33 protein-coding genes and 1 pseudogene are annotated in these 26,714 nt (G+C 50.2%); 19 read left to right on the plus strand and 15 right to left on the minus strand.

Features of this window, described 5'->3' with window-relative positions; all coding sequences use genetic code 11:
- Nucleotides 1-3: 3 nt before the first annotated feature.
- Genes P401_RS0116625 through P401_RS0116650 form a run of 6 tightly spaced genes read right to left on the minus strand, consistent with a single transcriptional unit; the run spans nt 4 to nt 6,278 of the window.
- Entirely contained in the window at nt 4-1,401 is a 1,398-nt protein-coding gene (locus P401_RS0116625) for a dihydrolipoyl dehydrogenase family protein (RefSeq protein WP_029343352.1), read from the minus strand.
- A gap of 1 nt (nt 1,402) precedes the next feature.
- Complete coding sequence (locus tag P401_RS0116630; protein ID WP_029343353.1) at nt 1,403-2,620, minus strand: dihydrolipoamide acetyltransferase family protein; 1,218 nt, start codon at nt 2,618-2,620, stop codon at nt 1,403-1,405.
- A gap of 13 nt (nt 2,621-2,633) precedes the next feature.
- Nucleotides 2,634-3,632: an alpha-ketoacid dehydrogenase subunit beta gene (locus P401_RS0116635; protein ID WP_029343354.1), complete on the minus strand. Its 999-nt coding sequence runs from the start codon at nt 3,630-3,632 to the stop codon at nt 2,634-2,636.
- A 1-nt stretch (nt 3,633) separates the two neighbouring features.
- Nucleotides 3,634-4,683, minus strand: a complete 1,050-nt coding sequence (pdhA, locus tag P401_RS0116640; RefSeq protein WP_029343355.1) for a pyruvate dehydrogenase (acetyl-transferring) E1 component subunit alpha — start codon at nt 4,681-4,683, stop codon at nt 3,634-3,636.
- 13 nt (nt 4,684-4,696) lie between these two features.
- Nucleotides 4,697-5,839 (minus strand): Glu/Leu/Phe/Val family dehydrogenase, encoded by a 1,143-nt coding sequence (locus P401_RS0116645; RefSeq protein WP_029343356.1) that lies wholly within the window; start codon nt 5,837-5,839, stop codon nt 4,697-4,699.
- A 37-nt stretch (nt 5,840-5,876) separates the two neighbouring features.
- Nucleotides 5,877-6,278 carry a thioesterase family protein gene (locus P401_RS0116650; protein ID WP_029343357.1) on the minus strand — a complete coding sequence of 134 codons (402 nt, stop codon included), beginning with the start codon at nt 6,276-6,278 and terminating at the stop codon, nt 5,877-5,879.
- Between the two features lie 331 nt (nt 6,279-6,609).
- Between P401_RS0116650 and P401_RS0116655 the strand changes: the two genes are divergently transcribed.
- From P401_RS0116655 to paaX, 12 genes are all read left to right on the plus strand, one after another.
- Nucleotides 6,610-7,887 carry a phenylacetate--CoA ligase family protein gene (locus tag P401_RS0116655; protein WP_051656339.1) on the plus strand — a complete coding sequence of 426 codons (1,278 nt, stop codon included), beginning with the start codon at nt 6,610-6,612 and terminating at the stop codon, nt 7,885-7,887.
- An 18-nt stretch (nt 7,888-7,905) separates the two neighbouring features.
- Nucleotides 7,906-8,877, plus strand: coding sequence for a 1,2-phenylacetyl-CoA epoxidase subunit PaaA (paaA, locus tag P401_RS0116660; protein WP_029343359.1), 972 nt, complete (start codon nt 7,906-7,908; stop codon nt 8,875-8,877).
- A 14-nt stretch (nt 8,878-8,891) separates the two neighbouring features.
- A complete protein-coding gene (paaB, locus tag P401_RS0116665) occupies nt 8,892-9,236 on the plus strand; it encodes a 1,2-phenylacetyl-CoA epoxidase subunit PaaB (protein ID WP_029343360.1) in 345 nt (114 codons plus the stop codon).
- Complete coding sequence (gene paaC / locus P401_RS0116670) at nt 9,233-10,018, plus strand: 1,2-phenylacetyl-CoA epoxidase subunit PaaC (RefSeq protein WP_029343361.1); 786 nt, start codon at nt 9,233-9,235, stop codon at nt 10,016-10,018. Before paaB ends, paaC begins: the two co-directional genes overlap by 4 nt.
- Before the next feature lie 14 nt (nt 10,019-10,032).
- Nucleotides 10,033-10,527 (plus strand): 1,2-phenylacetyl-CoA epoxidase subunit PaaD, encoded by a 495-nt coding sequence (paaD, locus tag P401_RS0116675; protein WP_029343362.1) that lies wholly within the window; start codon nt 10,033-10,035, stop codon nt 10,525-10,527.
- Between the two features lie 15 nt (nt 10,528-10,542).
- Complete coding sequence (locus P401_RS0116680; protein WP_023466996.1) at nt 10,543-10,866, plus strand: EthD family reductase; 324 nt, start codon at nt 10,543-10,545, stop codon at nt 10,864-10,866.
- Nucleotides 10,844-11,623, plus strand: coding sequence for an enoyl-CoA hydratase/isomerase family protein (locus P401_RS0116685; protein WP_029343363.1), 780 nt, complete (start codon nt 10,844-10,846; stop codon nt 11,621-11,623). Before P401_RS0116680 ends, P401_RS0116685 begins: the two co-directional genes overlap by 23 nt.
- Before the next feature lie 5 nt (nt 11,624-11,628).
- Nucleotides 11,629-13,137 (plus strand): aldehyde dehydrogenase family protein, encoded by a 1,509-nt coding sequence (locus tag P401_RS0116690; protein WP_029343364.1) that lies wholly within the window; start codon nt 11,629-11,631, stop codon nt 13,135-13,137.
- 74 nt (nt 13,138-13,211) lie between these two features.
- Nucleotides 13,212-14,078 (plus strand): 3-hydroxyacyl-CoA dehydrogenase, encoded by an 867-nt coding sequence (locus P401_RS0116695; RefSeq protein WP_029343365.1) that lies wholly within the window; start codon nt 13,212-13,214, stop codon nt 14,076-14,078.
- Nucleotides 14,075-15,283: an acetyl-CoA C-acyltransferase gene (locus tag P401_RS0116700; protein ID WP_029343366.1), complete on the plus strand. Its 1,209-nt coding sequence runs from the start codon at nt 14,075-14,077 to the stop codon at nt 15,281-15,283. Before P401_RS0116695 ends, P401_RS0116700 begins: the two co-directional genes overlap by 4 nt.
- Entirely contained in the window at nt 15,280-16,047 is a 768-nt protein-coding gene (locus P401_RS0116705) for an enoyl-CoA hydratase-related protein (RefSeq protein WP_029343367.1), read from the plus strand. Before P401_RS0116700 ends, P401_RS0116705 begins: the two co-directional genes overlap by 4 nt.
- Nucleotides 16,048-16,120: 73 nt before the next feature.
- Nucleotides 16,121-17,005 carry a phenylacetic acid degradation operon negative regulatory protein PaaX gene (gene paaX, locus P401_RS0116710; RefSeq protein WP_029343368.1) on the plus strand — a complete coding sequence of 295 codons (885 nt, stop codon included), beginning with the start codon at nt 16,121-16,123 and terminating at the stop codon, nt 17,003-17,005.
- A 52-nt stretch (nt 17,006-17,057) separates the two neighbouring features.
- Here paaX and P401_RS0116715 read toward each other — a convergent pair whose 3' ends face one another.
- Entirely contained in the window at nt 17,058-17,597 is a 540-nt protein-coding gene (locus P401_RS0116715; protein WP_029343369.1) for a gamma carbonic anhydrase family protein, read from the minus strand.
- A 91-nt stretch (nt 17,598-17,688) separates the two neighbouring features.
- Here P401_RS0116715 and P401_RS0116720 point away from each other — a divergent pair, with 91 nt between their 5' ends.
- The 5 genes and pseudogenes from P401_RS0116720 to P401_RS19075 all read left to right on the plus strand — a co-directional run bounded on the left by P401_RS0116720 (nt 17,689) and on the right by P401_RS19075 (nt 20,369).
- Nucleotides 17,689-18,627, plus strand: a complete 939-nt coding sequence (locus P401_RS0116720) for an NAD(P)H-dependent flavin oxidoreductase (RefSeq protein WP_029340697.1) — start codon at nt 17,689-17,691, stop codon at nt 18,625-18,627.
- Between the two features lie 135 nt (nt 18,628-18,762).
- A complete protein-coding gene (locus P401_RS0116725; protein ID WP_029340698.1) occupies nt 18,763-19,191 on the plus strand; it encodes a DMT family transporter in 429 nt (142 codons plus the stop codon).
- 14 nt (nt 19,192-19,205) lie between these two features.
- On the plus strand, nt 19,206-19,874 hold the full coding sequence (locus P401_RS0116730; RefSeq protein WP_051656209.1) for a Crp/Fnr family transcriptional regulator: 669 nt from the start codon (nt 19,206-19,208) through the stop codon (nt 19,872-19,874).
- An 84-nt stretch (nt 19,875-19,958) separates the two neighbouring features.
- Nucleotides 19,959-20,197 (plus strand): annotated as a pseudogene (locus tag P401_RS18945) (DMT family transporter); the annotation flags it as partial.
- A gap of 46 nt (nt 20,198-20,243) precedes the next feature.
- Complete coding sequence (locus tag P401_RS19075; protein WP_268871261.1) at nt 20,244-20,369, plus strand: hypothetical protein; 126 nt, start codon at nt 20,244-20,246, stop codon at nt 20,367-20,369.
- On the opposite strand, the gene P401_RS18155 is transcribed toward P401_RS19075, so the two are convergent.
- The 3 genes from P401_RS18155 to P401_RS18950 form a co-directional block, all read right to left on the minus strand.
- Nucleotides 20,348-20,791: a hypothetical protein gene (locus tag P401_RS18155; protein ID WP_051656340.1), complete on the minus strand. Its 444-nt coding sequence runs from the start codon at nt 20,789-20,791 to the stop codon at nt 20,348-20,350. The genes P401_RS19075 and P401_RS18155 overlap by 22 nt on opposite strands.
- A 417-nt stretch (nt 20,792-21,208) precedes the next feature.
- Nucleotides 21,209-21,442, minus strand: coding sequence for an MFS transporter (locus P401_RS18160; RefSeq protein WP_051656341.1), 234 nt, complete (start codon nt 21,440-21,442; stop codon nt 21,209-21,211).
- A gap of 373 nt (nt 21,443-21,815) precedes the next feature.
- The gene (locus P401_RS18950) at nt 21,816-22,154 is read right to left on the minus strand and encodes a helix-turn-helix domain-containing protein (RefSeq protein WP_236627130.1); all 339 of its coding nucleotides are present in this window, start codon (nt 22,152-22,154) and stop codon (nt 21,816-21,818) included.
- A gap of 539 nt (nt 22,155-22,693) precedes the next feature.
- On the opposite strand from P401_RS18950, the gene P401_RS18955 reads away from it, so the two are divergent.
- The gene (locus P401_RS18955) at nt 22,694-22,996 is read left to right on the plus strand and encodes a helix-turn-helix domain-containing protein (RefSeq protein ID WP_236627131.1); all 303 of its coding nucleotides are present in this window, start codon (nt 22,694-22,696) and stop codon (nt 22,994-22,996) included.
- Nucleotides 22,997-23,481: 485 nt separating this feature from the next.
- Nucleotides 23,482-23,721 carry an MFS transporter gene (locus P401_RS18470; RefSeq protein ID WP_160171469.1) on the plus strand — a complete coding sequence of 80 codons (240 nt, stop codon included), beginning with the start codon at nt 23,482-23,484 and terminating at the stop codon, nt 23,719-23,721.
- Nucleotides 23,722-24,469: 748 nt separating this feature from the next.
- Here the strand turns inward: P401_RS18470 and P401_RS18960 are convergent.
- The 5 genes from P401_RS18960 to P401_RS0116780 form a co-directional block, all read right to left on the minus strand.
- Complete coding sequence (locus tag P401_RS18960; protein WP_236627132.1) at nt 24,470-24,706, minus strand: DMT family transporter; 237 nt, start codon at nt 24,704-24,706, stop codon at nt 24,470-24,472.
- Between the two features lie 256 nt (nt 24,707-24,962).
- Nucleotides 24,963-25,328 (minus strand): helix-turn-helix domain-containing protein, encoded by a 366-nt coding sequence (locus P401_RS18475; protein WP_152548207.1) that lies wholly within the window; start codon nt 25,326-25,328, stop codon nt 24,963-24,965.
- Between the two features lie 2 nt (nt 25,329-25,330).
- The gene (locus P401_RS18170; RefSeq protein WP_051656342.1) at nt 25,331-25,624 is read right to left on the minus strand and encodes a Crp/Fnr family transcriptional regulator; all 294 of its coding nucleotides are present in this window, start codon (nt 25,622-25,624) and stop codon (nt 25,331-25,333) included.
- Nucleotides 25,625-25,637: 13 nt separating this feature from the next.
- Entirely contained in the window at nt 25,638-26,066 is a 429-nt protein-coding gene (locus tag P401_RS0116775) for a DMT family transporter (RefSeq protein ID WP_029340698.1), read from the minus strand.
- A 136-nt stretch (nt 26,067-26,202) separates the two neighbouring features.
- The coding region (locus P401_RS0116780) for an NAD(P)H-dependent flavin oxidoreductase (RefSeq protein ID WP_029343373.1) at nt 26,203-26,714 on the minus strand (512 nt) is incomplete at its 5' end.

Consider the following 26,714-nt stretch of genomic DNA (forward strand, 5'->3'; position numbering starts at 1 on the left):
AGATTACGCGCGCGAACCGACCTGTTGACGGGGTGGCAGGTGGATCGATTGACCGAATAAGGATTCTATCGATTCCGTCAGGACTTCGCCTCGACTCGGATGAGCCATGACAGGGAAGAGAAGATCCTCCCGTTTCGCTGCCAGTTCCAGTGCTTGTGTAAATTGTCCGACGAGACGATGGGCATCGTCCCCGATCATATGAATACCAAGGATTAGTGATGTTTGCTCGTCAGCGATGACCTTAACGAACCCACTGCCACCTTCAATCGTCGTCGCTCCGTTTGCATTCAGTGGGAACTGTCCGGTTTGGAGCGTGTGTCCGGCTTCACTCGCTTCTTGTTCTGTCATCCCAACCGAAGCAATCGGTGGGAAAGTCCGTAGAACCGTTGGGTAGTAAGGTGTCGTCAGATCGACGTCTTGACCAGACAAGTGAGCTGCCGTCCGTTTCGCTTCGTGAATCGCACGAATGGCGAGCTGGGGACCCGGTGTCACGTCACCAATCGCGTAAATATGCGCTTGATTCGTTCGTCCATATGCGTCAACTGGAATCGTTCCGTCTTCTGCAAGCGTCACACCGATCCGTTCGAGACCGAGTGTCAAACTGTTCGGGATCCGGGAAAGGGACTGGAACAGATAGGCACCCTGATAGGCGACTTCTTCTCCGTTTTTCATGACGGTAACGGTCGCGTCTGATGAAGCCTCGATACGTGTCACGACATCCGATACGAGACGGATTTTTTGTTTTTTGAATGTCCGCTTCAGTTCCTTTTCAAGGCTTGGTTCGAGTGATAAGTGATCCGCGAACAACGTCACCTCTGTCCCAAGAGCATGGAAACAAGCAGCAGCTTCGAGTGCTAACGTGTCGGATCCAATGATCAATAAGCTCTCTGGTCGCTGCTCGAGTTGATAAAGCTGCTCGGCATTCAAACGGCACGATTCCTCGTGCTGGATACTGTGACTGCCGGTCGCAATGATGACGTCCCGGAACCGGTACGTATCGAACTGATGTCCCGACTCGACGCCGATCCGGTCTTCTGACAGGAAGGAGGCTGCACCAGAGATATGCTCAATCTGGTTCGCCTGACAGAGGGCGACCACTCCCTGACGTAATTGCTGCACGACTCGATTCCGGTAAGCATTCATTTTACTGAAATCATGGACAGCAGGGGCCGTGAATCCAAGGTCTTCGAGATGCGGCATGCGTAACATCTCTTCTGCCGTATGCGCGTAGACCTTGGACGGGATACAGCCTCGGTTTAAACACAGTCCACCGAGTTCATCTTGTTCGATCAAGGTGACGTTTCGACCGCCTTGTGCTGCGCGGATCGCTGCCGTGTAACCTGCGGGACCTCCACCGATGATCAGGAGATCCCGTTCTTGTGTAAGTTCGCCAACAACCATGTTAGATCAACTCCAAAAGTAGGGTAGTCGGATGTTCAATCAGTGACACGAAGCGGTTCGTAAAGGCAACAGCCGTTGCCCCGTCCGCGACACGATGATCAAACGACATCGACAAATTCATCATCGAGCGGACGACGATTTGATCGTCTTCATCGACACAGGCTCGTTTTTTCGTCTTATGGAAGGCAATCAGTGCCGTTTCCGGATAATTGATGATCGGTGTTGCTCCCGTACTGCCGAGCGGACCCACATTGCTCATCGTGAATGTACTTGGTTTTAAATCTGCTGCGCGTAAGGCACCGTTTTGAGCACGTTGTTGCAAGGCGACCAATTGTTCATGCAGTTCCGTCAGCGAGAGCTGATCGGCATGACGGATGACAGGAACCATCAACCCGTCCGGTGTCTCTGTTGCCATGCCAAAGTGGAAATCCTGCTCTAATCGAATACATGCATTCGTTTCATCGAGTTTGGCATGGAAGACAGGATACTCTTTTAAGGCAACGATTAAGGCTTTGATGAAGAAGGCGTTGACGTTGATGTTTCGTCCAGCGACTTTCCATTCGGCACGTAAAGCGAGCAAACGTGTCATGTCGACTTCTTCAAAGTGAGTGACATGAGGAATCGTATACAGCGACTGGGTCATCTTTTTCGCGATCTGCTTGCGAATGCCGCGGAACGGGATCGTTTCCGGAGATGTCTCTTGGTACGTGACCTCTTCAATGATTGGTGCAGCTGTCTCTTGTGGAGCAGTAGCAGCCTGGACGAAGCGAAGCACATCGTCCTCCGAGACTCGACCTGACGGATCAGAAGCCGTGACAGTTTCGATATCAATCCCGTGATCACGGGCGATTTTTCGCGTATATGGTGTCGCAAGGACACGTTTTGTTGGAGATGCTTGAACAGGTGGGACTGCGACATCGACAGGTACTGATTCAGATACGCGCGACGCTTCAGGTGCTACAGTGACTGGCATGTCAGAAGCGTTGCTTGCTTCGATATGCAACAATGTCGTACCGACTTGCACCGTCTGACCGACCGGGATGATGATTTCCTTGACGATTCCGGAAACGGGAGCCGGTAGTGCGGCGACCATCTTATCAGTCGCGACCTCAACGACCGGTTGATCCGTCGTGACATGGTCTCCGACTTGGACGAGGTAATGGGCGATCTCACCTTCTGTCATCCCTTCACCGACATCATGTAATTTAACTTCGATCATGGCATTCAGCTCCTTAAAACTCGACCGTACGCTGAATCGTCGCAAGGACACGTTCTGGCGTCGGAATGTAATGGTCTTCGAGGGCGAACAGCGGGACCGGAACATCAAAACCGGTCACGCGGGCAATCGGTGCCCGTAAATAAAGGAACGCCGTATCATTAATCAACGTCACGAGATCATTACCGAGACCACCCATTGCTGCGGCTTCATGGACGATGACGGCACGACCCGTCTTTTGAACGGAAGCAGCAATCGTTTCCCGGTCAAGTGGATAAAGCGTCCGTAAGTCGAGGACTTCGCAAGAAATTCCGCGTTCCTGAGCAGCCGTTGCTGCCTTTTGGGCTACTTGAACCATTGCTCCCCAGGCGATCAACGTTACGTCCGTCCCTTCGCTGACGCAGCGCGCTTTTCCGATTTCAACGGTATACGATTCGCTCGGTACGACTTCCTTGAATGAACGGTAACTGCGCATCGACTCAAGGAACAAAACGGGATCTGGATCTTCAATCGCAGCAATCAATAATCCTTTTGCATCGTATGGTGTCGCTGGACAAACGACCTTAAGACCAGGCATCGATGTAAAGAGTGCTTCTGTACTGTCGGAGTGAATTTCCGGTGCCCGAATACCGGCACCATAAGGCGCACGAATGACCATCGGCACACTGTACCGTCCCATCGTCCGCATCCGAATACGGGAGACGTGAGTCATGATTTGTTCATAGGCAGGGTAGATGAAGCCGAGAAATTGAATCTCGACGATCGGTTTAAAGCCATTGATGGCAAGGCCGATCGACGTACCGACGATGCCAGCTTCACTGAGCGGTGTATCAACAATCCGGTCTTCCCCGAACTCTTCTTGTAAGCCGTCCGTTGCCCGGAAAACGCCACCATTTTTTCCGACATCTTCTCCAAGGACGAGCGTCGTCTCATCCTCTGTCAGTTTCGTTCGTAAGGCATCTGTGACAGCTTGGACGAGTGTCATCTCCGTTTGACGATTGATTGGTGTTGCCATCTCATTTCCCCCTTGCTAGCAGATACGCTTCTTTTTGTTGCTGGACATCAACCGGTAAGGTCGCGTACGTATGGTCGAACAGGTCATTGACGTCTGGCGCCTTGAATTGCTCCATCGCAGTTACTGCCGCTTCAACTTCTGCCTGATGCCGTTCCTGTAGCTGTTGCATCCATGTTTCGTCGAAGTAGCCTTGGTGTTTTAAGAACTGTTCGAGTCGATCAAGTGGATCGACCCGGTCACGTGAACGAGCTTGATCGCGGTATTTCGTTGGATCATCAGCTGTCGTGTGGGCACCAAACCGCCACGTGACGGCTTCGATCAATGTTGGTCCGCCGCCAGAACGGGCACGCGCAACGGCTGCTTGCATCGTGAAATAGACGGCAAATGCATCGTTCCCGTCGATCCGGACGCTCGGCATCCCGTAGGCGATTGCTTTTTGGGCGATCGTTTCGGAATGCATCTGTTTTTCGATCGGAACAGAGATCGCGAATTGATTGTTTTGGTTGAACAGAATGACCGGTGCTTGGAAGACACTGGCGAAGTTCATCCCTTCGTGGAAGTCGCCTTCAGAAGTCGCCCCGTCACCAAAGTAAGCGACCGCGACGTTCGTCGTTCCTTTTCGTTTTTCCGCCCATGCGGCGCCGACGGCATGCGGAATTTGCGTCGAAATCGGCACGGCAGGAGGGAAGATGTGTTTCTCAGATGGCACGCAACCTTCGACACGACCGTTCCAGTAAAGAAGGGTCCGAACCATGTCGGCACCGAACGTCAACGTCGCACCGTGATCTCGGTACGTCGGGAATAACCAGTCCTGATCGGACAACGCCAGTGCACTACCGACTTGCGCTGCTTCTTGTCCTTCGAACGGTGCATAAGTGCCGAGGCGCCCTTGGCGTTGTAAGTTGATCGCTTTTCGGTCAAACGTCCGGATTCGGTGCATCTGTTCATACAGGGTGAGGGCGAGCTCTTTTGTCAAATCGTGTTCTTTTGATGCGTCGATGATACGACCTTCTTCATCGATGATGCGTTGAATCGGAAAATGTTGCTCCATGTCAGCCCCTCCTTCAGTGGTTACGGATATCCCATTTTGGTTTTGTCGTATTCGTAAAGATGTTGTTGTGTTTTGCTCGGATTTGCATCCGTTTTTCACACATTCGGTTCGCGGCTTCAACCGTCGTGATGTTCTCTGCGTGCGACTCCTTGAAGACTTCGAGCACGGCGTCATAGATGTGACGCGTCTTCAGGAGGACCCGTTCGTGATTTGCTCCGTACAGTTCGTCCGCGACTTGGATCAATCCGCCACCATTGACGATATAGTCCGGTGCATACAAGATGCCGCGGTCCATCAAGACGTGAGCGAGCTGTTCATCCGCAAGCTGATTGTTCGCCGAACCGCAGATGGCTTTGCACGGTAAGAGGGCGATGTTTTGAGCGTGAATGACACCACCGTACGCACATGGAACGAAAACATCAGCATCCGTCAGATGAATTTCGTGAGGTGAGACGACGCGAACTGTCCCGGGTGCCATTTCGGCTTGAGTTACGATTGCTGCGAGTGCGGCTTCATTGACGTCTGAAACATAAATCGTCGCACCGGCGAGTAACAGTTGCTCTGCGACCTTGAAGCCTACTTTGCCAAGTCCTTGGATCGCGTAAGTCGCACGACTCAAATCGTCTGAACCGAATAACGTCTCGATCGTCGCCCGAAGTCCATAGACGACACCTTCAGCCGTCGGGATCGATGAATCCCCGCTACCACCAAAGGCTTCTGGAATGCCAACGATGCGTGATGTCTCCCGACTAGCGTGAACGAAATCATCCATCGTCGTGCCCATATCCGTTCCGGTGTAAAAACGTCCACCAAGCGAATCGACAAAGCGACCGAAGGCACGGAAAAGCTCCGGTGATTTATCCGTTGCTGGATTGCCGATGATGACGGCTTTACCACCACCGAAATCAACGTCAGCGGCAGCACATTTATACGTCATGCCGCGCGACAGGCGGAGGACATCGTCAAGTGCTTCATCGACAGAAGCGTAAGGCGCCATACGACATCCACCGAGAGCGGGACCGAGCGTCGTATCGTGAATGGCGATGATCGCTTGTAAGCCTGATACCGGATCGTTGCAAAAGACGACTTGTTCGTGACCCGCGATTTTTTCCATGATCGAGAGCGTTGGATTCGTAGATGGGTTTAACGTGTTCATAGTAGAGTCCTCCTCTATCAAATATAAGTAAGCGCTTTCATTTTGTTGAAACATTATTTTGTAATTTTTCTTGAATTCGGCTTTTTTCCAAAATGAATTGTGTGACTTCCCCTGTACCGATGATCGTGTGTCCATCCCGGATTTCGATGTCGGCGTCAACACGACGTGCCGTGAGGCGTGTTACTGTAGCGGTCACGATTAATCGTGCGCCTTCTGCTGCCATCCCGAGATGCTTCAACGAAACCGCACCCCCGACGCCTTCTTCGTCTGTCTCTAAGTAGGGCAGAATGAGTTGACGTGCTGCCCATTCCATATGGTAGACCATCGAAACGGTGGAGTATGCCGGATGAACCAATTGACCTTCGAACCGTGCAAACATATCTTGCGAGACGACCGCTTGAATCTCTGCTGTATCCCCGACAGCTAAACCTGGTTTCATCGTGATCCCCCTTCACTACAACGAATCCTCATTCAATCAAGTGGTCTTACCAAAAATAGTATAACACTTGTCACACGATATTTTATCAACCCGTTACAAAATGAGCAAATCATTTCAGAAATATTTTCCAAAAAAAGACTCTCGATTATGAAAATCAGCTTTATAAGCCAATTTATTTACTGACAAAGTGCGTTGAAGTGATAAAGTAAGAATCGTTTGGGAGCATTTAACAAAACAAGATTGACAACATTGTGAACGTATCGTACGTTAAACATATAACTAAAAACAAACGACCGTTTAATTATTGTATACATGATGAGGAGGTGCAGGTATGTACGATCAACATCAGGAAACAATGGATGCGCAAATGCGGGAGCAGCTACAGATGGAGCGATTACGTCAAACGATGGCGCACGTCACACGCGTCCCGTTCTATCAAGAACGTCTGCAGACACTGCGGATGACAGCAAATGACTTTCAAACGATCGAGGATTTACGGAAGTTTCCCTTCACACGCAAACAAGATTTACGCGATCATTATCCGTTCGGGCTATTCGCCGTCGAACGGGAACAGGTCACCCGGATTCACGCCTCGTCTGGAACGAGCGGTAAACCGACCGTCGTCGGGTACACGCAAGAAGATTTAGACGACTGGGCAGGTGCCGTGGCGCGCAGCTTAGTCTTAGCCGGTGGTTCGTCAGCTGACTTATTGCACAATGCATACGGCTACGGACTGTTCACAGGGGGACTCGGGCTTCACGCAGGGGCAGAAAAACTAGGCATGACGATCTTGCCGATTTCCGGCGGCAATACGGATCGCCAAATCACGTTGATTGAGGATTTTCGACCGGATGGCATCTGTGGGACACCTTCTTATATCTTACGACTAGCAGAACGCATGATCGAACGAGGCATCGACCCACGAAAGACAAGCATGCGTTACGGCATCTTCGGAGCTGAACCATGGTCGGAAGAGATGCGTCAGACACTCGAACAAATCTTTAATCTACAGGCATTCGATATTTATGGACTCAGTGAAATCATGGGACCAGGTGTCGCGATGGAGTGTCAGGAGCAGGCAGGTCTGCATATCATGGATGACTTATTCATTACGGAAGTCGTCGATCCCGTTACGGGGGAACCGGTACCAGATGGTATGGTCGGGGAACTCGTTTTTACAAGCTTAAAAAAGAAAGCGCTTCCAATAATTCGCTACCGGACGGGTGATTTAGCATCGATCACGCATGAGGCGTGTGCCTGTGGTCGGACGACGACACGAATGTCACGTGTCAAAGGTCGGACGGACGACATGCTGATCATCCGAGGCGTTAATGTCTTCCCATCTGAAATTGAACGCGTCTTACTCCAACAGCCGGACGTGACGCCGCATTATCAAATCCATCTTGTGCGCAAAGCCGGACTCGATGCCGTTGAGCTACATATCGAATTCGAAAACATCTCGGAGCGACAAATGCGTTCGATATGTGACGCCATCAAATCGGAATGTCTCATTTCCATTGATCTCGTCTGTCACCCGCATCAAGGGTTACCACGATCAGAAGGGAAAGCCGTTCGGATCGTTGATCGACGCTCGACATCACTCGTCTGATTCAAAGGAGGAACTAGCATGTATGATGCAACACAACTGTTCGAACCCGTACAACTGACGGAAGAAGAAAAATTAGCACGCTTCAAGGAACGGATTGAGCAAGGTGAAAAGATTGAAGCTGATGACTGGATGCCTGCTTTTTACCGGGATACGCTAATCAAATTGATTTCGATGCACGGTATCAGTGAAATCATGGGTGCGCTTCCGGAAAAAGAATGGGTTCCAAAAGCACCATCGCTTCGCCGGAAGCTTGGCATCATGGCAAAGGTCCAGGATGAGATGGGACACGGGCAACTGTTGCTTCGTGTCGTCGAGGATTTGATGAAGCCATATGGCAAGACACGCGGGGATTTGATGGACGATTTATTCACCGGACGATTGAAGTTCCATAACGTCTTCCACATGCCGACACGGTCATGGGCTGATGCCGGGATGATCGGTTGGCTCGTCGATGGGGCGGCAATCATCACGCAGACGAACATGCTCGGTGCTTCGTACGGACCGTACGCGCGTGCCTTGCAACGAATCTGTGCAGAGGAAGTCTTCCACGCGCAACACGGAGAGTCGATCATCATGGCACTCGCAGAAGGAACACCGGAACAGCGGGCGATGATTCAGGAATCACTGGACGAGTGGTGGGAATCCTTGTTGATGTTCTTTGGACCAGCCTCGAAAGAGACGACCGGGACATCAAAACAGGACGTGACGATCGCCTATAAGATTCGGACGAAAACGAACGAAGAGCTCCGGCAAAACTTCTTTACGAAGTACGTGCCACGGATTCGTTCTCTTGGACTCGTTATTCCGGATCCGACGTTACGTTTTGATGAAGAGACCGGGCAATGGGAATATGCACAACCAGACTGGACGAAATTCAAGACGATCATCCAAGGGGGAGGACCACGTTCGAAGGAGCGACTGGAACTGCGCCGGACATCTTATGAAAATAACGCCTGGGTACGGGATGCACTCGCTGAAACGAAGGCATGAGAGGGGAAAGCACGATGAATGAGACGTTTTATCACGAATTCGAAGTCTTTAGCAAACGGACGCCGAACGCGGCGTTCACCCATCAATTCAGCTTGCTCGCTCCGAATAAGGAGATGGCGCTACTGATGGCACAAGAAAACTTCATGCGCCGGGAACCGGTCGTCGACATCTGGGTCGTCAAACGCGAAGATATCCGTGGTTTGTCACCGGATGAGAAGCAGATGTTGCAACGTCTTGATAATAAGGACTACCGGACGACGAAAGGATACGGCTACTTGAAGAAGAAATGGCGGCATTACGAGCAACAGATGCTCGATGAAAAAGAGGTCATGTCTTGGCAAGGAGGCGACTCCAAATGACGGAACAAGAACGGACGGCACTCGCCTCCTTACTCTATCAACTCGCGGATGATGATTTCCTCTACGCGTACCGCGGTTCGGAATGGCTCGGACTCGCACCGCATATCGAAGAGGATGTCGCTTCGTCTTCGATCGCACAAGATTCGATGGGACACGCAGCGATGTACTACCAACTCCTCGAGGAACTCGGCGAAGGGAATGCTGATGCATTAGCTCATGTCCGACTAGCACATGAACGGAAGAATTCGATTCTCGTCGAACGTGTCAACGGACCTGGCTACTATATGGAGAAACCTGAATATGACTGGGCATTCGCCGTCGTGCGGAACTATTGCTACACGGTCGCGAAAAAGATCCGGATTGATGCCTTGAAATCGAGCAGTTACGAGCCACTCGCTACGGCTGCCGTCAAGATCAACATGGAACTGTACTATCATTTGCTGCACTGGCAAACATGGTTCACTCAGCTTTATCAATCGACGGAGACGGCACGCCAGAAGATGGATGCAGCCCTAGAAAAAGTCCTCTATGACTTCGGTGACATGTTCGATTATGGCGAACACGGTCAAGTAATCGAAGAGATGCGATTGATCGAAGGGCAAGGGATTTTACTCGATCGTTGGTATCAGACGATCACACCGTTACTCGTCGAATTGAACGTGACGCTTCCAGAAATGCAGATGACGCGTAACGGGCGGGACGGCGATCACACGGAAGATTTGAATGACGCGCTTTCAACGCTCGGAGAAGTTTACTTGATCGATCAGACAGCGACGTGGTGAAAGGAGAGGGAAGCATGACGACGACACTCCATCATGCGATCCGAGAAGCCCTGAACGGGGTGAAGGATCCGGAAATTGATAGCGTCAGTATTTTAGATCTTGGCATGGTCGAGACGATGGACGCGGAAGCGACGGAGCATGGTTACCTAGTGCGCGTCACGCTTCTCCCGACGTTTCTCGGTTGCCCGGCGCTTGAAATCATCAAAAAAAATACCGAATCCGCCTTGCAGGTGATTCCGAACGTCGAACAGGTCGACGTCCAGTTTCGGTTTGATCCACCGTGGACATCAGACCGGATCACGGAACAAGGCATGCAAGGATTAAAGGCATTCGGCATTGCCCCCCCACGGTTTGAACAAGGGAAGTGGGAGATTGACTGTCCGTATTGTGGATCGACGTATGTGACGATGGAAAACTTATTCGGACCAACGGCATGTCGGAGTATTCTCTACTGTAAATCGTGTAAAAATCCATTCGAGGCGATGAAACCCGTCTCTACTCTCATGTGAAGGAAGGTAATCAATATGGCAAAATTAATCGCACTTTACAAACATCCGGAAAACAAGGAAGCATTCGATCAGCACTACTTTGAGGTCCATGGTCCATTGACAGCAAAAATTCCAGGACTGCAAGAAATGAACGTCACAAAAATCGTCGGCTCACCAATGGGCGGAGACGGAAAGTATTACTTGATGTGCGAGATGGTCTATGAAAGTCAGGAAGCGATGCAAGCAGGTATGCGTTCGCTCGAAGGAAAAGCATCCGGGAAAGACTTGATGAGCTTTGCAGGGGATCTCGTCACATTGATGATTGGTGAAGATGTCCATGCCGACACAACAGTACGTTAAGACGGAAATGGTCGATCGGATCGGTCGGATTCGACTCGACCGGACGGCACGATACAATGCGCTGAACCGGACGATGGTCCGGGAAATCGTCGAGGCGATGGAGGCGTTTGACCGCGACGATCGGGTGACGGTCATCGTCTTGACGGGAAACGGAAAATCGTTTTCAGCAGGTGCCGATATCGAGGAGATGCTCGAAGCGACACCGATTTCGATGGAACTCCTCGATCCGTTCGCGGACTGGGACCGGATCAGCCGAATCAAAAAGCCAATCATCGCAGGTGTCCACGGCTTCGTCCTTGGCGGCGGTTTCGAACTGGCACTCGCTTGTGATTTAATCTACGCCGATCCGGAGACGCAGTTCGGATTCCCGGAAGTCGGACTCGGCGTCATGCCGGGAGCAGGCGGAACGCAGCGTTTGACGAAATGTATCGGTCGGACGCGGGCGCTCGAGTGGCTCTTCACCGGTGACCGGATGAAGGCAGAGGAAGCGGAACGACTCGGTATCATCAACCGGGTGACGGCTGACGTCGAAGCGACGGTGCTGGCGATGGCAGAGCGGTTATCGAACCAACCGAGTATGGCGTTACGATTGATCAAGGATGCGGCAAACAAAGCTGTCGATTTATCGTTACAGGATGGGATGGAGCACGAACGCCGTAACTTCTATCTCTTGTTCGCGACAGCCGATCAAACAGAAGGCATGCAAGCATTTCTCGAAAAACGATCACCGATTTTCAATCAACAGGAACAGGAGTGAATACAATGTCGACAGTACATGAAAAAACACTTGAAATGAAACGGTCCGTCTATCACTTGCTCATCAACGGCGAACAAGTTGAGGGCGCAACAGGCGAGACGTTCAAAACATATAATCCGGCAACGGGCGAAGTGATTGCGGATGTCGCAAAAGCATCGAAGGAAGACGCCGATCGTGCCGTTCAAGCGGCACGCGATGCGTTTGATCACGGAAAGTGGAAGATGTGGCCGGTCGGACGTCGGGCACAAATCTTGAATAAGATTGCGAGCATCATGCGTTCCCGTTTCAACGAAATCGTCGAACTGGAGATTCTTGATACGGGGAAATCACTGGCTGCGGCGCAAGGGCAAGTCACGCAAGCGATTGAAGACTTCGAGTTCTATGCAGGTGCGATCGTCGGTCACCGCGGTGTCGTCAATAACGTACCGGGACAATTCCATAACTACACTGAAAAGGAAGCGGTCGGTGTCTGTGCGCAAATCATTCCGTGGAACTATCCGTTGATGATGGCAGCTTGGAAAGTCGCACCAGCAATTGCGGTCGGTTGTTCGGTCGTCGTCAAACCAGCGACATTGACACCTTTGACAGCCATCATTCTCGGTGAGATTTGTCTAGAGGCTGGTGTACCAGCAGGTGTCGTCAACGTCATCCCGGGATCTGGACGCGAGATCGGCAACCATCTCGTCGAACATCCTCACGTCGATAAAGTCGCCTTCACGGGCTCGACTCCAGTCGGAAAAGACATCATGGGACGTGCGTCGGAGACGCTAAAACGAGTCACACTTGAACTCGGTGGAAAATCACCGAACATCGTTTTTGAAGATGCAGACGTAACGGCAGCCGTTGATGGTTCGTTGTTCGGGATCTTCTATAACAGCGGTCAATCGTGTGAAGCGCGCTCGCGCCTGTATGTCCACGAGGAGATCTACGAAGCATTCATGGAACAGTTCGTCGCGAAGACAAAACAACTCGTCCTCGGTAACCCATTCGATAAAGGAACACACGTTGGAGCGATCATTGACCAACAACAAGTCGATGTCATCGATGGATATGTCCAGTCGGCGAAAGCGGACGGGGCAACGATCGTCACAGGCGGTCACGCTTCAGCACCAGAAGGATACGAAAAAGGATTCTGGTACGCACCGACGATCATCACCAACGTCACGCACGAGATGAAAGCGGTCAATGAAGAAATCTTCGGACCGGTCGTCGTCGTCATGCCGTTCAAAGATGAAAAAGAAGCGATTCGTTTAGCAAACGATACGTCGTTCGGACTCGGCTCAGCCGTTTGGACGAAAGACGGCGCGAAAGCGACACGTGTCGCCAATCAAATCAAAGCCGGGATCGTCATGGTCAACTGTCCGTTCTCTGCCTTCCCGGGTACACCGTTTGGTGGCTATAAACAATCGGGCTTCGGTCGTGAACTCTGTATCGAAACACTTGATCTGTACACAGAAACGAAGAGTATCTTGTCGTATTACGGCAGTCGTCCACTCAATCCGTTCGGACTATAAGCAAGAGGGAAGGCTGGAGTTCCGTCGGGAAGTCCAGCCTTTTTTAACAGCACAGGGGATAAGGGGGAAATTAGATGGTAGAACAAATCGTCGTCGTCGGATCCGGCGTCATGGGACGTGGCATTGCGTATGTTGCCGCACACCGCGGATTTCAGGTGACACTCGTTGATATCAAAGAAGCGTATGTTGAAAGTGCGTATCAAGAACTCGAACGTATCGCAGAGAAAGGCATCACGCGAGGCAAGATGTCCGCGAACGAGGTCGAGGGACTATTCGATCGGCTGAGTCTGTCGACGGATTTGGCAACGGCAGCGAAACAAGCGGATCTCATCATTGAAGCGGTACCGGAACAACTGAGCATCAAACAGCAAGTCTTTGAAACGTTAGAAGCACATGCACGACCGGACTGTTATTTTGCGACGAACACGTCGACGATGAGTCCGACGGAAATCGCCTCCTTTACGAACCGGGCGGACCGAGTCATGGCGATGCATTTCTTCAATCCGGTCCATCTGATGCCGCTGATCGAGCTCGTTCGTGGTCTTGAAACGTCGGATGAGACGGTCGCAGCTCTTGAACAGGTAGCGCGTCAGATGCAGAAGGAAACGGTCGTCATCCGTGAGTTTCCGGGGTTCGTGACTTCGCGGATCAGTGCGCTCGTCGGAAACGAAGCGTTCTACATGTTACAAGAAGGACTCGGAACACCAGAAGAGATCGATAAAGCGATCAAACTCGGCTTAAACTATCCGATGGGACCATTCGAACTCGGGGACTTGGTCGGACTCGATACTCGACTCCATAACTTAAAGTATCTGCATGAGAAGCTCGGCGAAAAATACCGTCCGGCACCACTACTCGAACAGTATGTCAAAGCGGGTCGACTCGGTCGTAAAACAGGTCGTGGCGTCTATGACTATACGAATCGTGAGGTGACATCATGAGACGTGTCGCTATCATCGATGCCGTTCGGACACCGATCGGTCGCTATAACGGCGCGTTGCGTCAGGTTCGTCCAGATGACTTAGGAGCACGTGTCATCGAAGCATTGCTTGAACGTAATCCACAAGTCGATCCGAAGACGATCGAGGAAGTCATTTTCGGCAATGCGAATCAGGCGGGAGAAGACAATCGTAACGTCGCCCGGATGTCTGGACTACTAGCTGGTCTACCGGTCGAAGTCACCGGTACGACGATCAATCGCTTATGTGGATCAGGACTCGATGCTGTCATCGCGGCAGCGCGGGGAATTGCCTTAGGTGAAGGCGATATCTATATCGCTGGTGGAACGGAAAGCATGACGCGTGCACCATTCGTTCTCGCGAAGCCGGATCAAGCCAACCCACGTGGCAATCAGACGATGTACGATACGACGATTGGTTGGCGTTTCGTCAATGATCGTTTAGCAGATCAATACGGAACGGATTCGATGCCGGAAACAGCTGAGAACGTCGCCCGTCAGTACGGCATCTCGCGCGAAGCACAGGATGACTTTGCGTTTGAGAGCCAGCAACGCGCAAAACAAGCGATCGAGGCAAATCGCTTTACTGAGGAACTAGTTGCGGTCACGCAGACGGACCGGAAAGGTAACGTCAGCGTCTTCGACCGCGATGAACATCCCCGTCCTGAGACGACGCGTGAGAAACTGTCGACGCTTCGTCCGTTATTCCCGAACGGTACCGTGACAGCGGGAAATGCATCTGGCGTCAACGACGGTGCGTCGGCGCTGTTATTGATGAGTGAAGAAAAAGCGAAGGCACTCGGTTTGACACCTCTCGGGTATTATCGAGCGAGTGCGACAGCAGGGGTCGAACCTGCCATCATGGGCATTGGACCGATCGACGCGACAAAAAAAGTCCTCCGGCGGGCAGGGTTGACGGTCGAACAGCTCGATCAGATCGAGTTAAACGAAGCCTTTGCGGCTCAAAGTCTTGCTTGTATCGAAGTACTTGGTCTACCGACAGAAAAAGTCAACGTCAATGGCGGAGCGATCGCCTTCGGTCATCCACTCGGTGCAAGTGGTGCTCGGATTTTGACGACATTATTGCATGAGATGCGCCGGACGAACCGGACGTATGGTCTTGCGACGATGTGTGTCGGAGTCGGACAAGGGATTGCCCTCGTCGTCGATCGGGAGGGACTCATATGATTCACTTAGAACGAGAAGGCTATATCGCGATCGTCCGGATTGATCGCCCGGAACGCTTAAACTGTCTCGATTACCCGACGCTTGTCGCCTTGCAGGAACAAGTCGATGCGTTGTCGGTCGACTCGGAAGCGCGGGTCGTCCTGTTCACCGGAACCGGTAAAGCTTTCAGTGCAGGCGCCGATTTAAAAGAACGCGTGCAGTTTAATGAAGAAGAAGTCCGACGTAATGTCCTTGCGATTCGCAACGTCTTCACGTCGATCGCACAATTACCCCAACCGACAATCGCTGCCGTCAATGGGCACGCGCTCGGTGGTGGCTTTGAATGGATCCTTGCCTGTGATTTCCGCTTTCTCGTCGAGGATGCCCTCGTCGGGTTGACGGAGACTAGCTTCGGAATCATTCCTGGGGCTGGCGGAACACAACGCTTGCCGCGATTGATTGGGGAGACACGGGCGAAGGAATTGATCTTCACAGCGAAAAAAATCGATGCGATGACGGCAGAACGTTACGGACTCGCGACCGCTGTCGTCGCCCGGGAAGCGTTGATGACGACGTGTCTTGAGTTTGCCCATCAAATGTTACAAAACGGTCCCATCGCCTTGCGTCAAGCGAAGCGAGCGATTGATCAAGGGCGGGATGTCTCGCTCGAACGAGGACTACAGCTCGAAACGGAAGCCTATGAAGTCGTCATCCCGACCGCAGATCGTCAGGAAGCGCTACAAGCCTTCGCTGAAAAACGGGCACCACGCTTTGAAGGAAGATGAGGATGGTCGACGTTTGAAATAACCCGTATACTAACGATACACACTATGAACGACTGAAGAGAGAGTGAATACCATGAGTGCGAACACCCAATCAATGATTTTTACGATTTACGGCGATTATATCCGGCATTACGGCAATCACATCTGGGTCGGGAGTTTAATTCGACTCGTCAAAGAGTTCGGACATAACGAACAAGCCGTTCGGGTCGCGGTATCCCGAGTGGTTAAACAAGGCTGGCTCGTCTCTGAGAAGCAAGGAAGTAAAAGTTTCTATTCGTTGACGCCACGTGGAGTGAAGCGAATGGAGGAAGCCGCGCGCCGGATCTATAAATCAACACCGCACGACTGGGACGGGAAGTGGCGGACGCTGATGTACACGATTCCCGAGGATAAGCGACAAATTCGCGACGAGCTTCGTAAAGAACTGACGTGGAGTGGGTTTGGCAACTTATCGAACGGGGTCTGGATTTCACCGAACCCGCTTGAAAAAGAGGCGGAACGATTGATTGAAGCATACGAAATCGAAGAGTATGTCGATTTCTTTGTCGGTGAATACCATGGTCCAAAACAGGACCAATCCCTCGTCGAGCGTGCGTTTCCGCTAGAGGAATTGCAGGAACGTTACGAGACGTTCATCACGGATTATAGCCGGCAATACATCGTCCATCAGAGTCAGCTCCAACTCGGAGAAATGACGGATGAACAGTGTTTCGTCGAACGGACGATGCTCGTGCATGAGTACCGGAAGTTCCTTTTCACGGATCCGGGATTACCGCAGGAACTGTTACCAGATGCTTGGAGCGGACACCATGCGGCGCTCTTGTTCGAACAGTATTACCGATTGCTCGCACAGCCAGCGAGTCGGTTCTTCGAATCAATCTTTGAAGAGACGCACGATGTGTCACAACGCAGTGCTTCGTACGACGCAGCGGAACACCCGCTGTTTGCGGAGCGATAAGAACAATACATGAAAGAGCGGGACGGATCAGTTGATCCGCCCCGCATTCGTGTCATTCAGATGTATTCTGTTCAGCTGATTCTGCGAGGATGTTTCGGAAGGCATATCCTTTATCGACGTAAGAATCAATCGACTCCTGAATCATCGCGAGATCTGCTTCTGTTAGTTCACGCACGACTTTACCGGGTGAGCCGATGATCAGCGAACGGGGTGGGAAAACTTTTCCCGACGGAATCAACGTATTCGCCCCGATGATGCATTCTTCACCGATGTCTGCGTGATCAAGAACGGTTGCACCCATTCCGACGATCGAACGACGTCCGATTTTGCAACCGTGTAAAATCGCGTTATGTCCGACCGTCACTTCATCTTCAATGACGACGGGTGCCCCTTCATAGAGATGAATCGTCGCGTTGTCCTGGATACTGCATCGTTTCCCAATCGTAATCGGTCCTTCGTCACCGCGTAAGACAGCGTTGAACCAGACGGTAGACTCGGAACCGATCGTCACGTCTCCGATCAGATAAGCACCAGGAGCGATGAATACATCGGAGGCGACGTTCGGATGAATCGATTGATACGGAATTTTCATAACAGAATGACCTCGTTTCTATAATAAGATGAATTACTATTCATTCCATATCAGTATAGCATGTGCGTGAAGGCGAGAACGGAGGGAAGACATGTTTCCGATTTGTGAGATCTTTAAAATTCGGTATCCTTTGATCCAAGGAGGAATGGGTAACATTAGTCATGCGGCACTCACGGCAGCGGTGTCGAATGCCGGAGGACTCGGAACGCTCGGGTGCGGGACATTGTCGGTCGATGAAGTGGCGTCGCGGATCCACGAGACACGAATGCTGACGGATCAACCATTTGCCTTGAATATCGCGATTCGGGTGTCTCCCTATACGGAAGCACTGATTGATCTCGCGATTGCAGAAAAGGTCCCGGTCGTCTCCTTGTCGGCCGGAAACCCGGCTCCGTACATAGAGCGACTTCAAGCTGCCGGCATCAAAACTATCGCCGTCGTCGCCTCGGTCAAACAGGCGTTAAAGGCAGAACAGGCAGGTGCTGATGTACTCGTAGCGGAGGGAGTTGAAGCGGCAGGCATCAATTCGCCGCTCGAGTTAACGACGCTGACCTTGATTCCGCAGCTCGTCGACCGGGTCAACCTTCCCGTCCTTGCAGCGGGTGGAATCGGTGACGGTCGTGGACTGGCAGCTGTTCTGTTACTTGGTGCGGCTGGCGCCCAACTCGGAACACGGTTGATCGCGACGGAAGAGGCGAAGGTTCATTCGGCATACAAGGCGCACTTAATGGAGGCGACCGATACCGATACACGCATCATCGGACGTTCCGTCGGATTCGTCCGACGTGTCCTTGATGGTCCTTACGTCGAACGACTCACAGCAGAGACACCTGCTGCTTTTCTCGATCAGACGAATGAGTCGTATCATATCAGAGGTGCTCTTGAGGGCGATGAGGAGAAAGGGTATGTCAACGCTGGACTGGTTGCGGGATTGATTCATGACGTGCCGACTGTTGCGGAGTTGTTTACGCGCATGATGACGGAAGCAGAGGAACAGCTGAAACAAACGACGACTCGTTTTACGACATGAGCATATAGTGAGGACCGTGATTCCACTTGTGGACAGCGGGTTTTTTCATGTTTTTTTGAAAATGGGACATTTGTCCTTTTCAAGTAGGGCACGAGTAAGGTCTACTCTAGTGTAGAGATTAAAGGAGGAGATGACGTGCAAGGAGTCGTGTTTGCTTTGATGAGCGGTCTGTTCATCGCCCTGCAAGGCATATTCAATGCGCGCCTTGCGACAGGCGTCGGACCGTGGTTGTCCGTATTGATCGTCCACTTTGTGGGTTTGATGGGTTGTTTAGTCATTTACAGTTTCGTACGAGACCGGAAAATCGGTGGCTTCCGTCAGTTACCGTGGATTTATGCGAGCGGTGGTTTGATTGGCGTGCTAGTCGTCGTAACGGAACTCACAGCAATCCAAAAACTCGGGATGACATGGGCGATGTGTCTATTACTCGTCGCACAGATTCTATGTGCCTTTCTGATTGATTTAAAAGGATGGTTCGGTGTCTTAAAAAAACAAGGAAATCGTGGTCAGTGGGTTGGTGTGGGTCTCATGCTTGCGGGAGTTGCGATTTTCTCACTTGTCTAAAGGGGGGAATGAACATGGAAACCGTCATTCAACAGTATGGACTGGATACGATTTTGACGGAAGAGACGCGCGCTTGGTTGCGTCAAGAAACCTTCCAAAAAGGAGAACTCCTCTGTACGACAGGGGCATCGATTGACCGGATGTACTTCATCGTCGCAGGCAAGGTCAAGATTTCTGCTGCCTCGTCAGAAGGGAAACAACGGATTCTGCGATTCAAGACACCTCTGACGGTGATTGGTGACGCCGAATTCATCAATGAACGGGAAGTGTTGAATACGGTCGAAGCGGTGACCGACGTCGAGGTGTTGAGCGTGCCATATGCGATTTTACGCGAGCACAATACGACGAACGTCTTTCTGCAATTCCTATTACGGACGATCACAGCAAAATGGTATGCCGACTCGAAATCAGCATCGCACCATGTGTTGTATACCGTCGAGGAGCGATTTGCGGGATATTTGTTGTCGATCGCTTCTGAAGCCAGTGACAGTTTATTTTATCAGGAGATGCGGACGTCGAACTTACATGACGTCGCTGACTGGCTTGGAACGAGTTATCGTCATCTCAACCGTATCATCACGAAATTATGTGAAGAAGAGATTCTCGTTCGACGACGCGGGAAAATCATCATCGTCGATCTGGAGCGGATTCGCGAGAAGGCGAACGGTAACAGCTATGAGTAAGGAGGAACGAACATGGTAATGGGCATCGTGTGTGCCGTGTTGGCAGGGATGTTGATCAGTTTACAGACGGTACTGAATGCTCGGATGAGTGACGCGTTCGGTGCATGGGCGACAACGACGCTGGTCTTCTTCGTCGGTTTCGTCGGAGCAAGTGTCACCTATGTCCTGTTTCGTGGTGGAACGATTGGGCAAATCCAAAACGTATCGCCGCTCTATTGGTTCGCGGACTCGTCGGTGTTGGTGTCGTCTTTTGTGTCATGCGTGGAATTCAGTTGCTTGGTCCATCCGTCGCGATTTCTGTCGTTCTGATTTCGCAGTTAAGCTTTGCTCTCGCTGTCGATACGTTCGGTTGGTTCGGTTTACCACAAATTGATTTATCGTTCGGTCCAGCTCATCGGTCTCGCCGTCATGGTATGCGGGATCTTTGTCTTGAAGCGGTATCAAGTCGTAGCACCAGAAGAGAAGGCGAAGGATCAGGTAGAACGTGTTTCATAATAATCGAATGCAGAATGAGGACAGTGGAATTTCAATCCACTGTCTTTTTTGACTAGTCTTCTACTTGAATAATACGTTTTCTGAAATAGAGTGAGAAAACAAGGATAAGAAGACCACTGTACAACATGATCGTCGTGATCGAAACGTGAAACGACAGTAAAAAACGAGAGGAGCGCGTAAGATAATGGAACGAGACCGTTTGACGCTGCGTTGACGACACTCATGACACGTCCCATCGTCTGTTCCGCACACTGAGACTGGATGAACGTAATGAAGCGAATATTGATGATCGAAGAAAGGACACCAAGTGATAAAAGGATGATCAGGTACAACAACATCTGCTGGGCTTGGCTAAGCAGGAAGAGAAGCAGACCTAAGGCACCAATCAATCGGACCGATGAGGTAAGCTTAATTTCTTTCATCTGCGCAAAACCACTCCAGAGCGCCCTCCGAGCATTCCCATTTGATAAGCCCTTGCATATAACTTAAATCCATCGCACTTCCCTGAAGCACATCATGAACGAGTAGTGGAATTCCGAGTAAGAGTGGTCCAAAGAAAAAGAAATTGACACAGATGATAAGAAAAAGTGTCTGCTTGAAGTTGCTGGAAAGTGAAAGACGTAATGCAGCCTTCTTTTAGTTCGAAGAGCGCTGAATGCTGGAAGCGATCGCTTGATCTTAGATTCACGAATACATACGTGAAAAGAAGTGTCAGACAGAGTGTCCCGAAAATCACAAGAAAGACGTACGAGTAAGAGGAATAGCTGAGGATGACTCACCAAGAATCGACCTGAAAAAAAGGGCGATTTGATTAGATGTCTGAATCAGTGAATTGGGCTTTAGTGGAGCTGTTCTTTCGGAACGAGTGTAGGCAGTAAGGAAGCATTCGCCGGCGAAAAAAATGCATCCACACTACCAAACAGCAAGGCGAATCCTAAAATCGTCAGCAACGTAAGCTGATCGGCATGAAGTAAAACGAGAAGACAAAGAATGAAACTGATCCGTAGACCGCTCGAGATACGCATGATCGTTGAACGTTTATAGCGATCGGATAAGACGCCACGAAATAACATGAGAAAAATACGGGGGTAACAAGGTAGCCATGAGGACGAATCAAGATAGGATGCTTGGTTTTAACGTATGGTATGACATACCATTGTTCAACAAACAGATACATCGATAACGAAAGGGCAGAGCACATACCGGACCCCCATAAAAATAAAAAGGATCGATTTTTAAACAGCGAGTGTTGCATATCCATTTCAACAGGTAGCATGGGGGCACCATCCGATTTAAACCTCGTCATTCTCAAACAGTTGGTTCATCCATTTGCTAAAGCAGTCGTCATGATGTAAAAGTGCTTTTTGATCTTTTTCGTCAGGTGGAGACTGTGTGAACTCGTCTAATAAAGCACGATATTTTGTAGCAAACCGTTGAAAGTCGGCTTCAGACATCGTTAGTTCCTTTTGAAGCGATAAGCTCATCCAGTCCTCGACGTTCGAAGATACGGGAGCAAAAGCAGCTGTCGGAGCCGTAAGGACGCGTGTGCTTTGCCCGGTCGAGTACCTCAAGATACGACTGCCGAGTCGCCTCTTTTGTCTCGACGAAGTTCAGAAGGTGATCAGCAGGAATGTATCCTCGGGCAATCGCTTGGTAATATTTCAACAAGTTGCCACCCTGTTCTTCTGTCCGGACGAGGCGAATTAAGTCATGCTTTTCAAGTTCCCGTACATGATAAAGGACCTTCGCGCGGGATAACGTCAGCAAGTGGGCTAACTGATGCACCGTATGCGGTTTTCGACGAGAAACATAAGAATTTTTGTTCGTAATGGATCACTGATCACCTTCAATTGTTCATAGCTGCTCAGTATATGAATCGCTTTTTGTTCCATCCAATCATCTCCTTTTTAACTGGTTAAATTTTTGTTAACCGTAAAACAAAAGGCTTCATTTGTAAACGATTACAAATTTATGCAAAAGGGTGACGCAAAGGACAAAGCAGTTGGTTACATACAAAAAACTGACTCCAATGACATCTCGTTCATCCTCCACTTTCTAGTAGAAAGTAGGGGAAGAACGAGATGTAATCAGACTCAGTTGTGTATGTAACCAACTGCTTTGACCTTGCGTCACCCTTGCATAAATTTGTAATCGTTTACAAATGAAGCTTTTGTTTTACGGTTAACAAAAATTAACCAGTAAAAAGGAGATGATTGGATGGAACAAAAAGCGATTCATATACTGAGCAGCTATGAACAATTGAAGGTGATCAGTGATCCATTACGAACAAAAATTCTTATGTTTCTCGTCGAAAAACGCATACGGTGCATCAGTTAGCCCACTTGCTGACGTTATCCCGCGCGAAGGTCCTTTATCATGTACGGGAACTTGAAAAGCATGACTTAATTCGCCTCGTCCGGACAGAAGAACAGGGTGGCAACTTGTTGAAATATTACCAAGCGATTGCCCGAGGATACATTCCTGCTGATCACCTTCTGAACTTCGTCGAGACAAAAGAGGCGACTCGGCAGTCGTATCTTGAGGTACTCGACCGGGCAAAGACACGCGTCTTACGGCTCCGACAGCTGCTTTTGCTCCCGTATCTTCGAACGTCGAGGACTGGATGAGCTTATCGCTTCAAAAGGAACTAACGATGTCTGAAGCCGACTTTCAACGGTTTGCTACAAAATATCGTGCTTTATTAGACGAGTTCACACAGTCTCCACCTGACGAAAAAGATCAAAAAGCACTTTTACATCATGACGACTGCTTTAGCAATGAATGAAACCACTGTTTGAGAATGAACGAGGTTTAAATCGGAGTGCCCCATGCTACCTGTTGAAATGGATATGCAACACTCGCTGTTTAAAAATCGATCTTTTTATTTTTATGGGGTCCGGTATGTGCTCTGCCTTTCGTTATCGATGTATCTGTTTGTTGAACAATGGTATAGTCATCCATACGTTAAACCAAGCTCCTATCTTGGATTCGTCCTTCATGGCTACCTTGTTACCCCGTATTTTTCTCATGTTATTCGGTGGCGTCTTATCCGATCGCTATAAACGTTCAACGATCATGCGTATCTCGAGCGGTCTACGATCAGTTTCATTCTTTGTTTCTCGTTTTACTTCATGCCGATCAGCTTACGTTGCTGACGATTTTAGGATTCGCCTTGCTGTTTGGTAGTGTGGATGCATTTTTTTCGCCGGCGAATGCTTCCTTACTGCCTACACTCGTTCCGAAAGAACAGCTCACTAAAGCCAATTCACTGATTCAGACATCTAATCAAATCGCCCTTTTTTCAGGTCCGATTCTTGGTGGAGTCATCCTCAGCTATTCCTCTTACTCGTAACGTCTTTCTTGTGATTTTCGGGACCTCTGTCTGACACTTCTTTTCACGTATGGTATTCGTGAATCTAAAGATCAAGCGATCGCTTCAGCATTCAGCGCTCTTCGAACTAAAAGAAGGGCTGCATTACGTCTTTCACTTTCAGCAACTCAAGCAGACACTTTTTCTTATCACTGTGTCAATTTCTTTTTCTTTGGACCACTCTTACTCGGAATTCCACTACTCGTTCATGATGTGCTTCAGGGAAGTGCGATGGATTTAAGTTTATATGCAAGGGGCTTATCAAATGGGAATGCTCGGAGGGCGCTCTGGAGTTGGTTTTGCGCAGATGAAAGAAATTAAGCTTACCTCATCGGTCCGATTGATTGGTGCTTAGGTCTGCTTCTCTTCCTGCTTAGCCAAGCCAGCAGATGTTGTTTACCTGATCATCCTTTTTATCACTTGGTGTCCTTTTCTTCGATCATCAATATTCGCTTCATTACGTTCATGCCAGTCTCAGTGTGCGGAACAGACGATGGGACGTGTCATCGAGTGTCGTCAAACGCAGCGTCAAACGGTCTCGTTCCATTATCTTACGCGCTCCTCTCGTTTTTACTGTCGTTTCACGTTTCGATCACGACGATCATGTTGTACAGTGGTCTTCTTATCCTTGTTTTCTCACTCTATTTCAGAAAACGTATTATTCAAGTAGAAGACTAGTCAAAAAAGACAGTGGATTGAAATTCCACTGTCCTCATTCTGCATTCGATTATTATGAAACACGTTCTACCTGATCCTTCGCCTTCTCTTCTGGTGCTACGACTTGATACCGCTTCAAGACAAAGATCCCGCATACCATGACGGCGAGACCGATGAGCTGACCGAACGATAAATCAATTTGTGGTAAACCGAACCAACCGAACGTATCGACAGCGAGAGCAAAGCTTAACTGCGAAATCAGAACGACAGAAATCGCGACGGATGGACCAAGCAACTGAATTCCACGCATGACACAAAAGACGCACCAACACCGACGAGTCCGCCGAACAATAGAGCGGCGATACGTTTTGGATTTGCCCAATCGTTCCACCACGAAACAGGACATAGGTGACACTTGCTCCGACGAAACCGACGAAGAAGACCAGCGTCCGTTGTCGCCCATGCACCGAACGCGTCACTCATCCGAGCATTCAGTACCGTCTGTAAACTGATCAACATCCCTGCCAACACGGCACACACGATGCCATTACCATGTTCGTTCCTCCTTACTCATAGCTGTTACCGTTCGCCTTCTCGCGAATCCGCTCCAGATCGACGATGATGATTTTCGCGTCGTCGAACGAGAATCTCTTCTTCACATAATTCGTGATGATACGGTTGAGATGACGATAACTCGTTCCAAGCCAGTCAGCGACGTCATGTAAGTTCGACGTCCGCATCTCCTGATAAAATAAACTGTCACTGGCTTCAGAAGCGATCGACAACAAATATCCGCAATCGCTCCTCGACGGTATACAACACATGGTGCGATGCTGATTTCGAGTCGGCATACCATTTTGCTGTGATCGTCCGTAATAGGATTGCAGAAGACGTTCGTCGTATTGTGGCTCGCGTAAAATCGCATATGGCACGCTCAACACTCGACGTCGGTCACCGCTTCGACCGTATTCAACACTTCCCGTTCATTGATGAATTCGGCGTCACCAATCACCGTCAGAGGTGTCTTGAATCGCAGAATCCGTTGTTTCCCTTCTGACGAGGCAGCAGAAATCTTGACCTTGCCTGCGACGATGAAGTACATCCGGTCAATCGATGCCCCTGTCGTACAGAGGAGTTCTCCTTTTTGGAAGGTTTCTTGACGCAACCAAGCGCGCGTCTCTTCCGTCAAAATCGTATCCAGTCCATACTGTTGAATGACGGTTTCCATGTTCATCCCCCCTTTAGACAAGTGAGAAAATCGCAACTCCCGCAAGCATGAGACCCACACCAACCCACTGACCACGATTTCCTTGTTTTTTTAAGACACCGAACCATCCTTTTAAATCAATCAGAAAGGCACATAGAATCTGTGCGACGAGTAATAGACACATCGCCCATGTCATCCCGAGTTTTTGGATTGCTGTGAGTTCCGTTACGACGACTAGCACGCCAATCAAACCACCGCTCGCATAAATCCACGGTAACTGACGGAAGCCACCGATTTTCCGGTCTCGTACGAAACTGTAAATGACTAAACAACCCATCAAACCCACAAAGTGGACGATCAATACGGACAACCACGGTCCGACGCCTGTCGCAAGGCGCGCATTGAATATGCCTTGCAGGGCGATGAACAGACCGCTCATCAAAGCAAACACGACTCCTTGCACGTCATCTCCTCCTTTAATCTCTACACTAGAGTAGACCTTACTCGTGCCCTACTTGAAAAGGACAAATGTCCCATTTTCAAAAAAACATGAAAAACCCGCTGTCCACAAGTGGAATCACGGGTCCCTCACTATATGCTCATGTCGTAAAACGAGTCGTCGTTTGTTTCAGCTGTTCCTCTGCTTCCGTCATCATGCGCGTAAACAACTCCGCAACAGTCGGCACGTCATGAATCAATCCCGCAACCAGTCCAGCGTTGACATACCCTTTCTCCTCATCGCCCTCAAGAGCACCTCTGATATGATACGACTCATTCGTCTGATCGAGAAAAGCAGCAGGTGTCTCTGCTGTGAGTCGTTCGACGTAAGGACCATCAAGGACACGTCGGACGAATCCGACGGAACGTCCGATGATGCGTGTATCGGTATCGGTCGCCTCCATTAAGTGCGCCTTGTATGCCGAATGAACCTTCGCCTCTTCCGTCGCGATCAACCGTGTTCCGAGTTGGGCGCCAGCCGCACCAAGTAACAGAACAGCTGCCAGTCCACGACCGTCACCGATTCCACCCGCTGCAAGGACGGGAAGGTTGACCCGGTCGACGAGCTGCGGAATCAAGGTCAGCGTCGTTAACTCGAGCGGCGAATTGATGC

The organism is Exiguobacterium acetylicum DSM 20416 (genome assembly GCF_000702605.1).
Taxonomy (GTDB): Bacteria; Bacillota; Bacilli; order Exiguobacteriales; family Exiguobacteriaceae; genus Exiguobacterium_A; species Exiguobacterium_A acetylicum.

Coding starts and splice junctions, on each gene's coding strand:
- paaD (WP_029343362.1), top strand. CDS start 10,033: ATGACGACGACACTCCATCATGCGATCCGAGAAGCCCTGAACGGGGTG.
- pdhA (WP_029343355.1), bottom strand. CDS start 4,683: ATGGAGCAACATTTTCCGATTCAACGCATCATCGATGAAGAAGGTCGT.
- paaA (WP_029343359.1), top strand. CDS start 7,906: ATGTATGATGCAACACAACTGTTCGAACCCGTACAACTGACGGAAGAA.
- P401_RS0116630 (WP_029343353.1), bottom strand. CDS start 2,620: ATGATCGAAGTTAAATTACATGATGTCGGTGAAGGGATGACAGAAGGT.
- P401_RS0116705 (WP_029343367.1), top strand. CDS start 15,280: ATGATTCACTTAGAACGAGAAGGCTATATCGCGATCGTCCGGATTGAT.
- P401_RS0116700 (WP_029343366.1), top strand. CDS start 14,075: ATGAGACGTGTCGCTATCATCGATGCCGTTCGGACACCGATCGGTCGC.
- P401_RS0116690 (WP_029343364.1), top strand. CDS start 11,629: ATGTCGACAGTACATGAAAAAACACTTGAAATGAAACGGTCCGTCTAT.
- P401_RS0116650 (WP_029343357.1), bottom strand. CDS start 6,278: ATGAAACCAGGTTTAGCTGTCGGGGATACAGCAGAGATTCAAGCGGTC.
- P401_RS18155 (WP_051656340.1), bottom strand. CDS start 20,791: ATGAAAGAAATTAAGCTTACCTCATCGGTCCGATTGATTGGTGCCTTA.
- P401_RS0116730 (WP_051656209.1), top strand. CDS start 19,206: ATGGAAACCGTCATTCAACAGTATGGACTGGATACGATTTTGACGGAA.
- paaB (WP_029343360.1), top strand. CDS start 8,892: ATGAATGAGACGTTTTATCACGAATTCGAAGTCTTTAGCAAACGGACG.
- P401_RS0116715 (WP_029343369.1), bottom strand. CDS start 17,597: ATGAAAATTCCGTATCAATCGATTCATCCGAACGTCGCCTCCGATGTA.
- P401_RS0116645 (WP_029343356.1), bottom strand. CDS start 5,839: ATGAACACGTTAAACCCATCTACGAATCCAACGCTCTCGATCATGGAA.
- P401_RS0116695 (WP_029343365.1), top strand. CDS start 13,212: ATGGTAGAACAAATCGTCGTCGTCGGATCCGGCGTCATGGGACGTGGC.
- P401_RS0116680 (WP_023466996.1), top strand. CDS start 10,543: ATGGCAAAATTAATCGCACTTTACAAACATCCGGAAAACAAGGAAGCA.
- P401_RS0116720 (WP_029340697.1), top strand. CDS start 17,689: ATGTTTCCGATTTGTGAGATCTTTAAAATTCGGTATCCTTTGATCCAA.
- P401_RS18960 (WP_236627132.1), bottom strand. CDS start 24,706: ATGCGTGGAATTCAGTTGCTTGGTCCATCCGTCGCGATTTCTGTCGTT.
- P401_RS0116685 (WP_029343363.1), top strand. CDS start 10,844: ATGCCGACACAACAGTACGTTAAGACGGAAATGGTCGATCGGATCGGT.
- P401_RS18170 (WP_051656342.1), bottom strand. CDS start 25,624: ATGGAAACCGTCATTCAACAGTATGGACTGGATACGATTTTGACGGAA.
- P401_RS0116655 (WP_051656339.1), top strand. CDS start 6,610: ATGTACGATCAACATCAGGAAACAATGGATGCGCAAATGCGGGAGCAG.
- P401_RS0116635 (WP_029343354.1), bottom strand. CDS start 3,632: ATGGCAACACCAATCAATCGTCAAACGGAGATGACACTCGTCCAAGCT.
- P401_RS18160 (WP_051656341.1), bottom strand. CDS start 21,442: ATGTTATTTCGTGGCGTCTTATCCGATCGCTATAAACGTTCAACGATC.
- P401_RS0116625 (WP_029343352.1), bottom strand. CDS start 1,401: ATGGTTGTTGGCGAACTTACACAAGAACGGGATCTCCTGATCATCGGT.
- paaC (WP_029343361.1), top strand. CDS start 9,233: ATGACGGAACAAGAACGGACGGCACTCGCCTCCTTACTCTATCAACTC.
- paaX (WP_029343368.1), top strand. CDS start 16,121: ATGAGTGCGAACACCCAATCAATGATTTTTACGATTTACGGCGATTAT.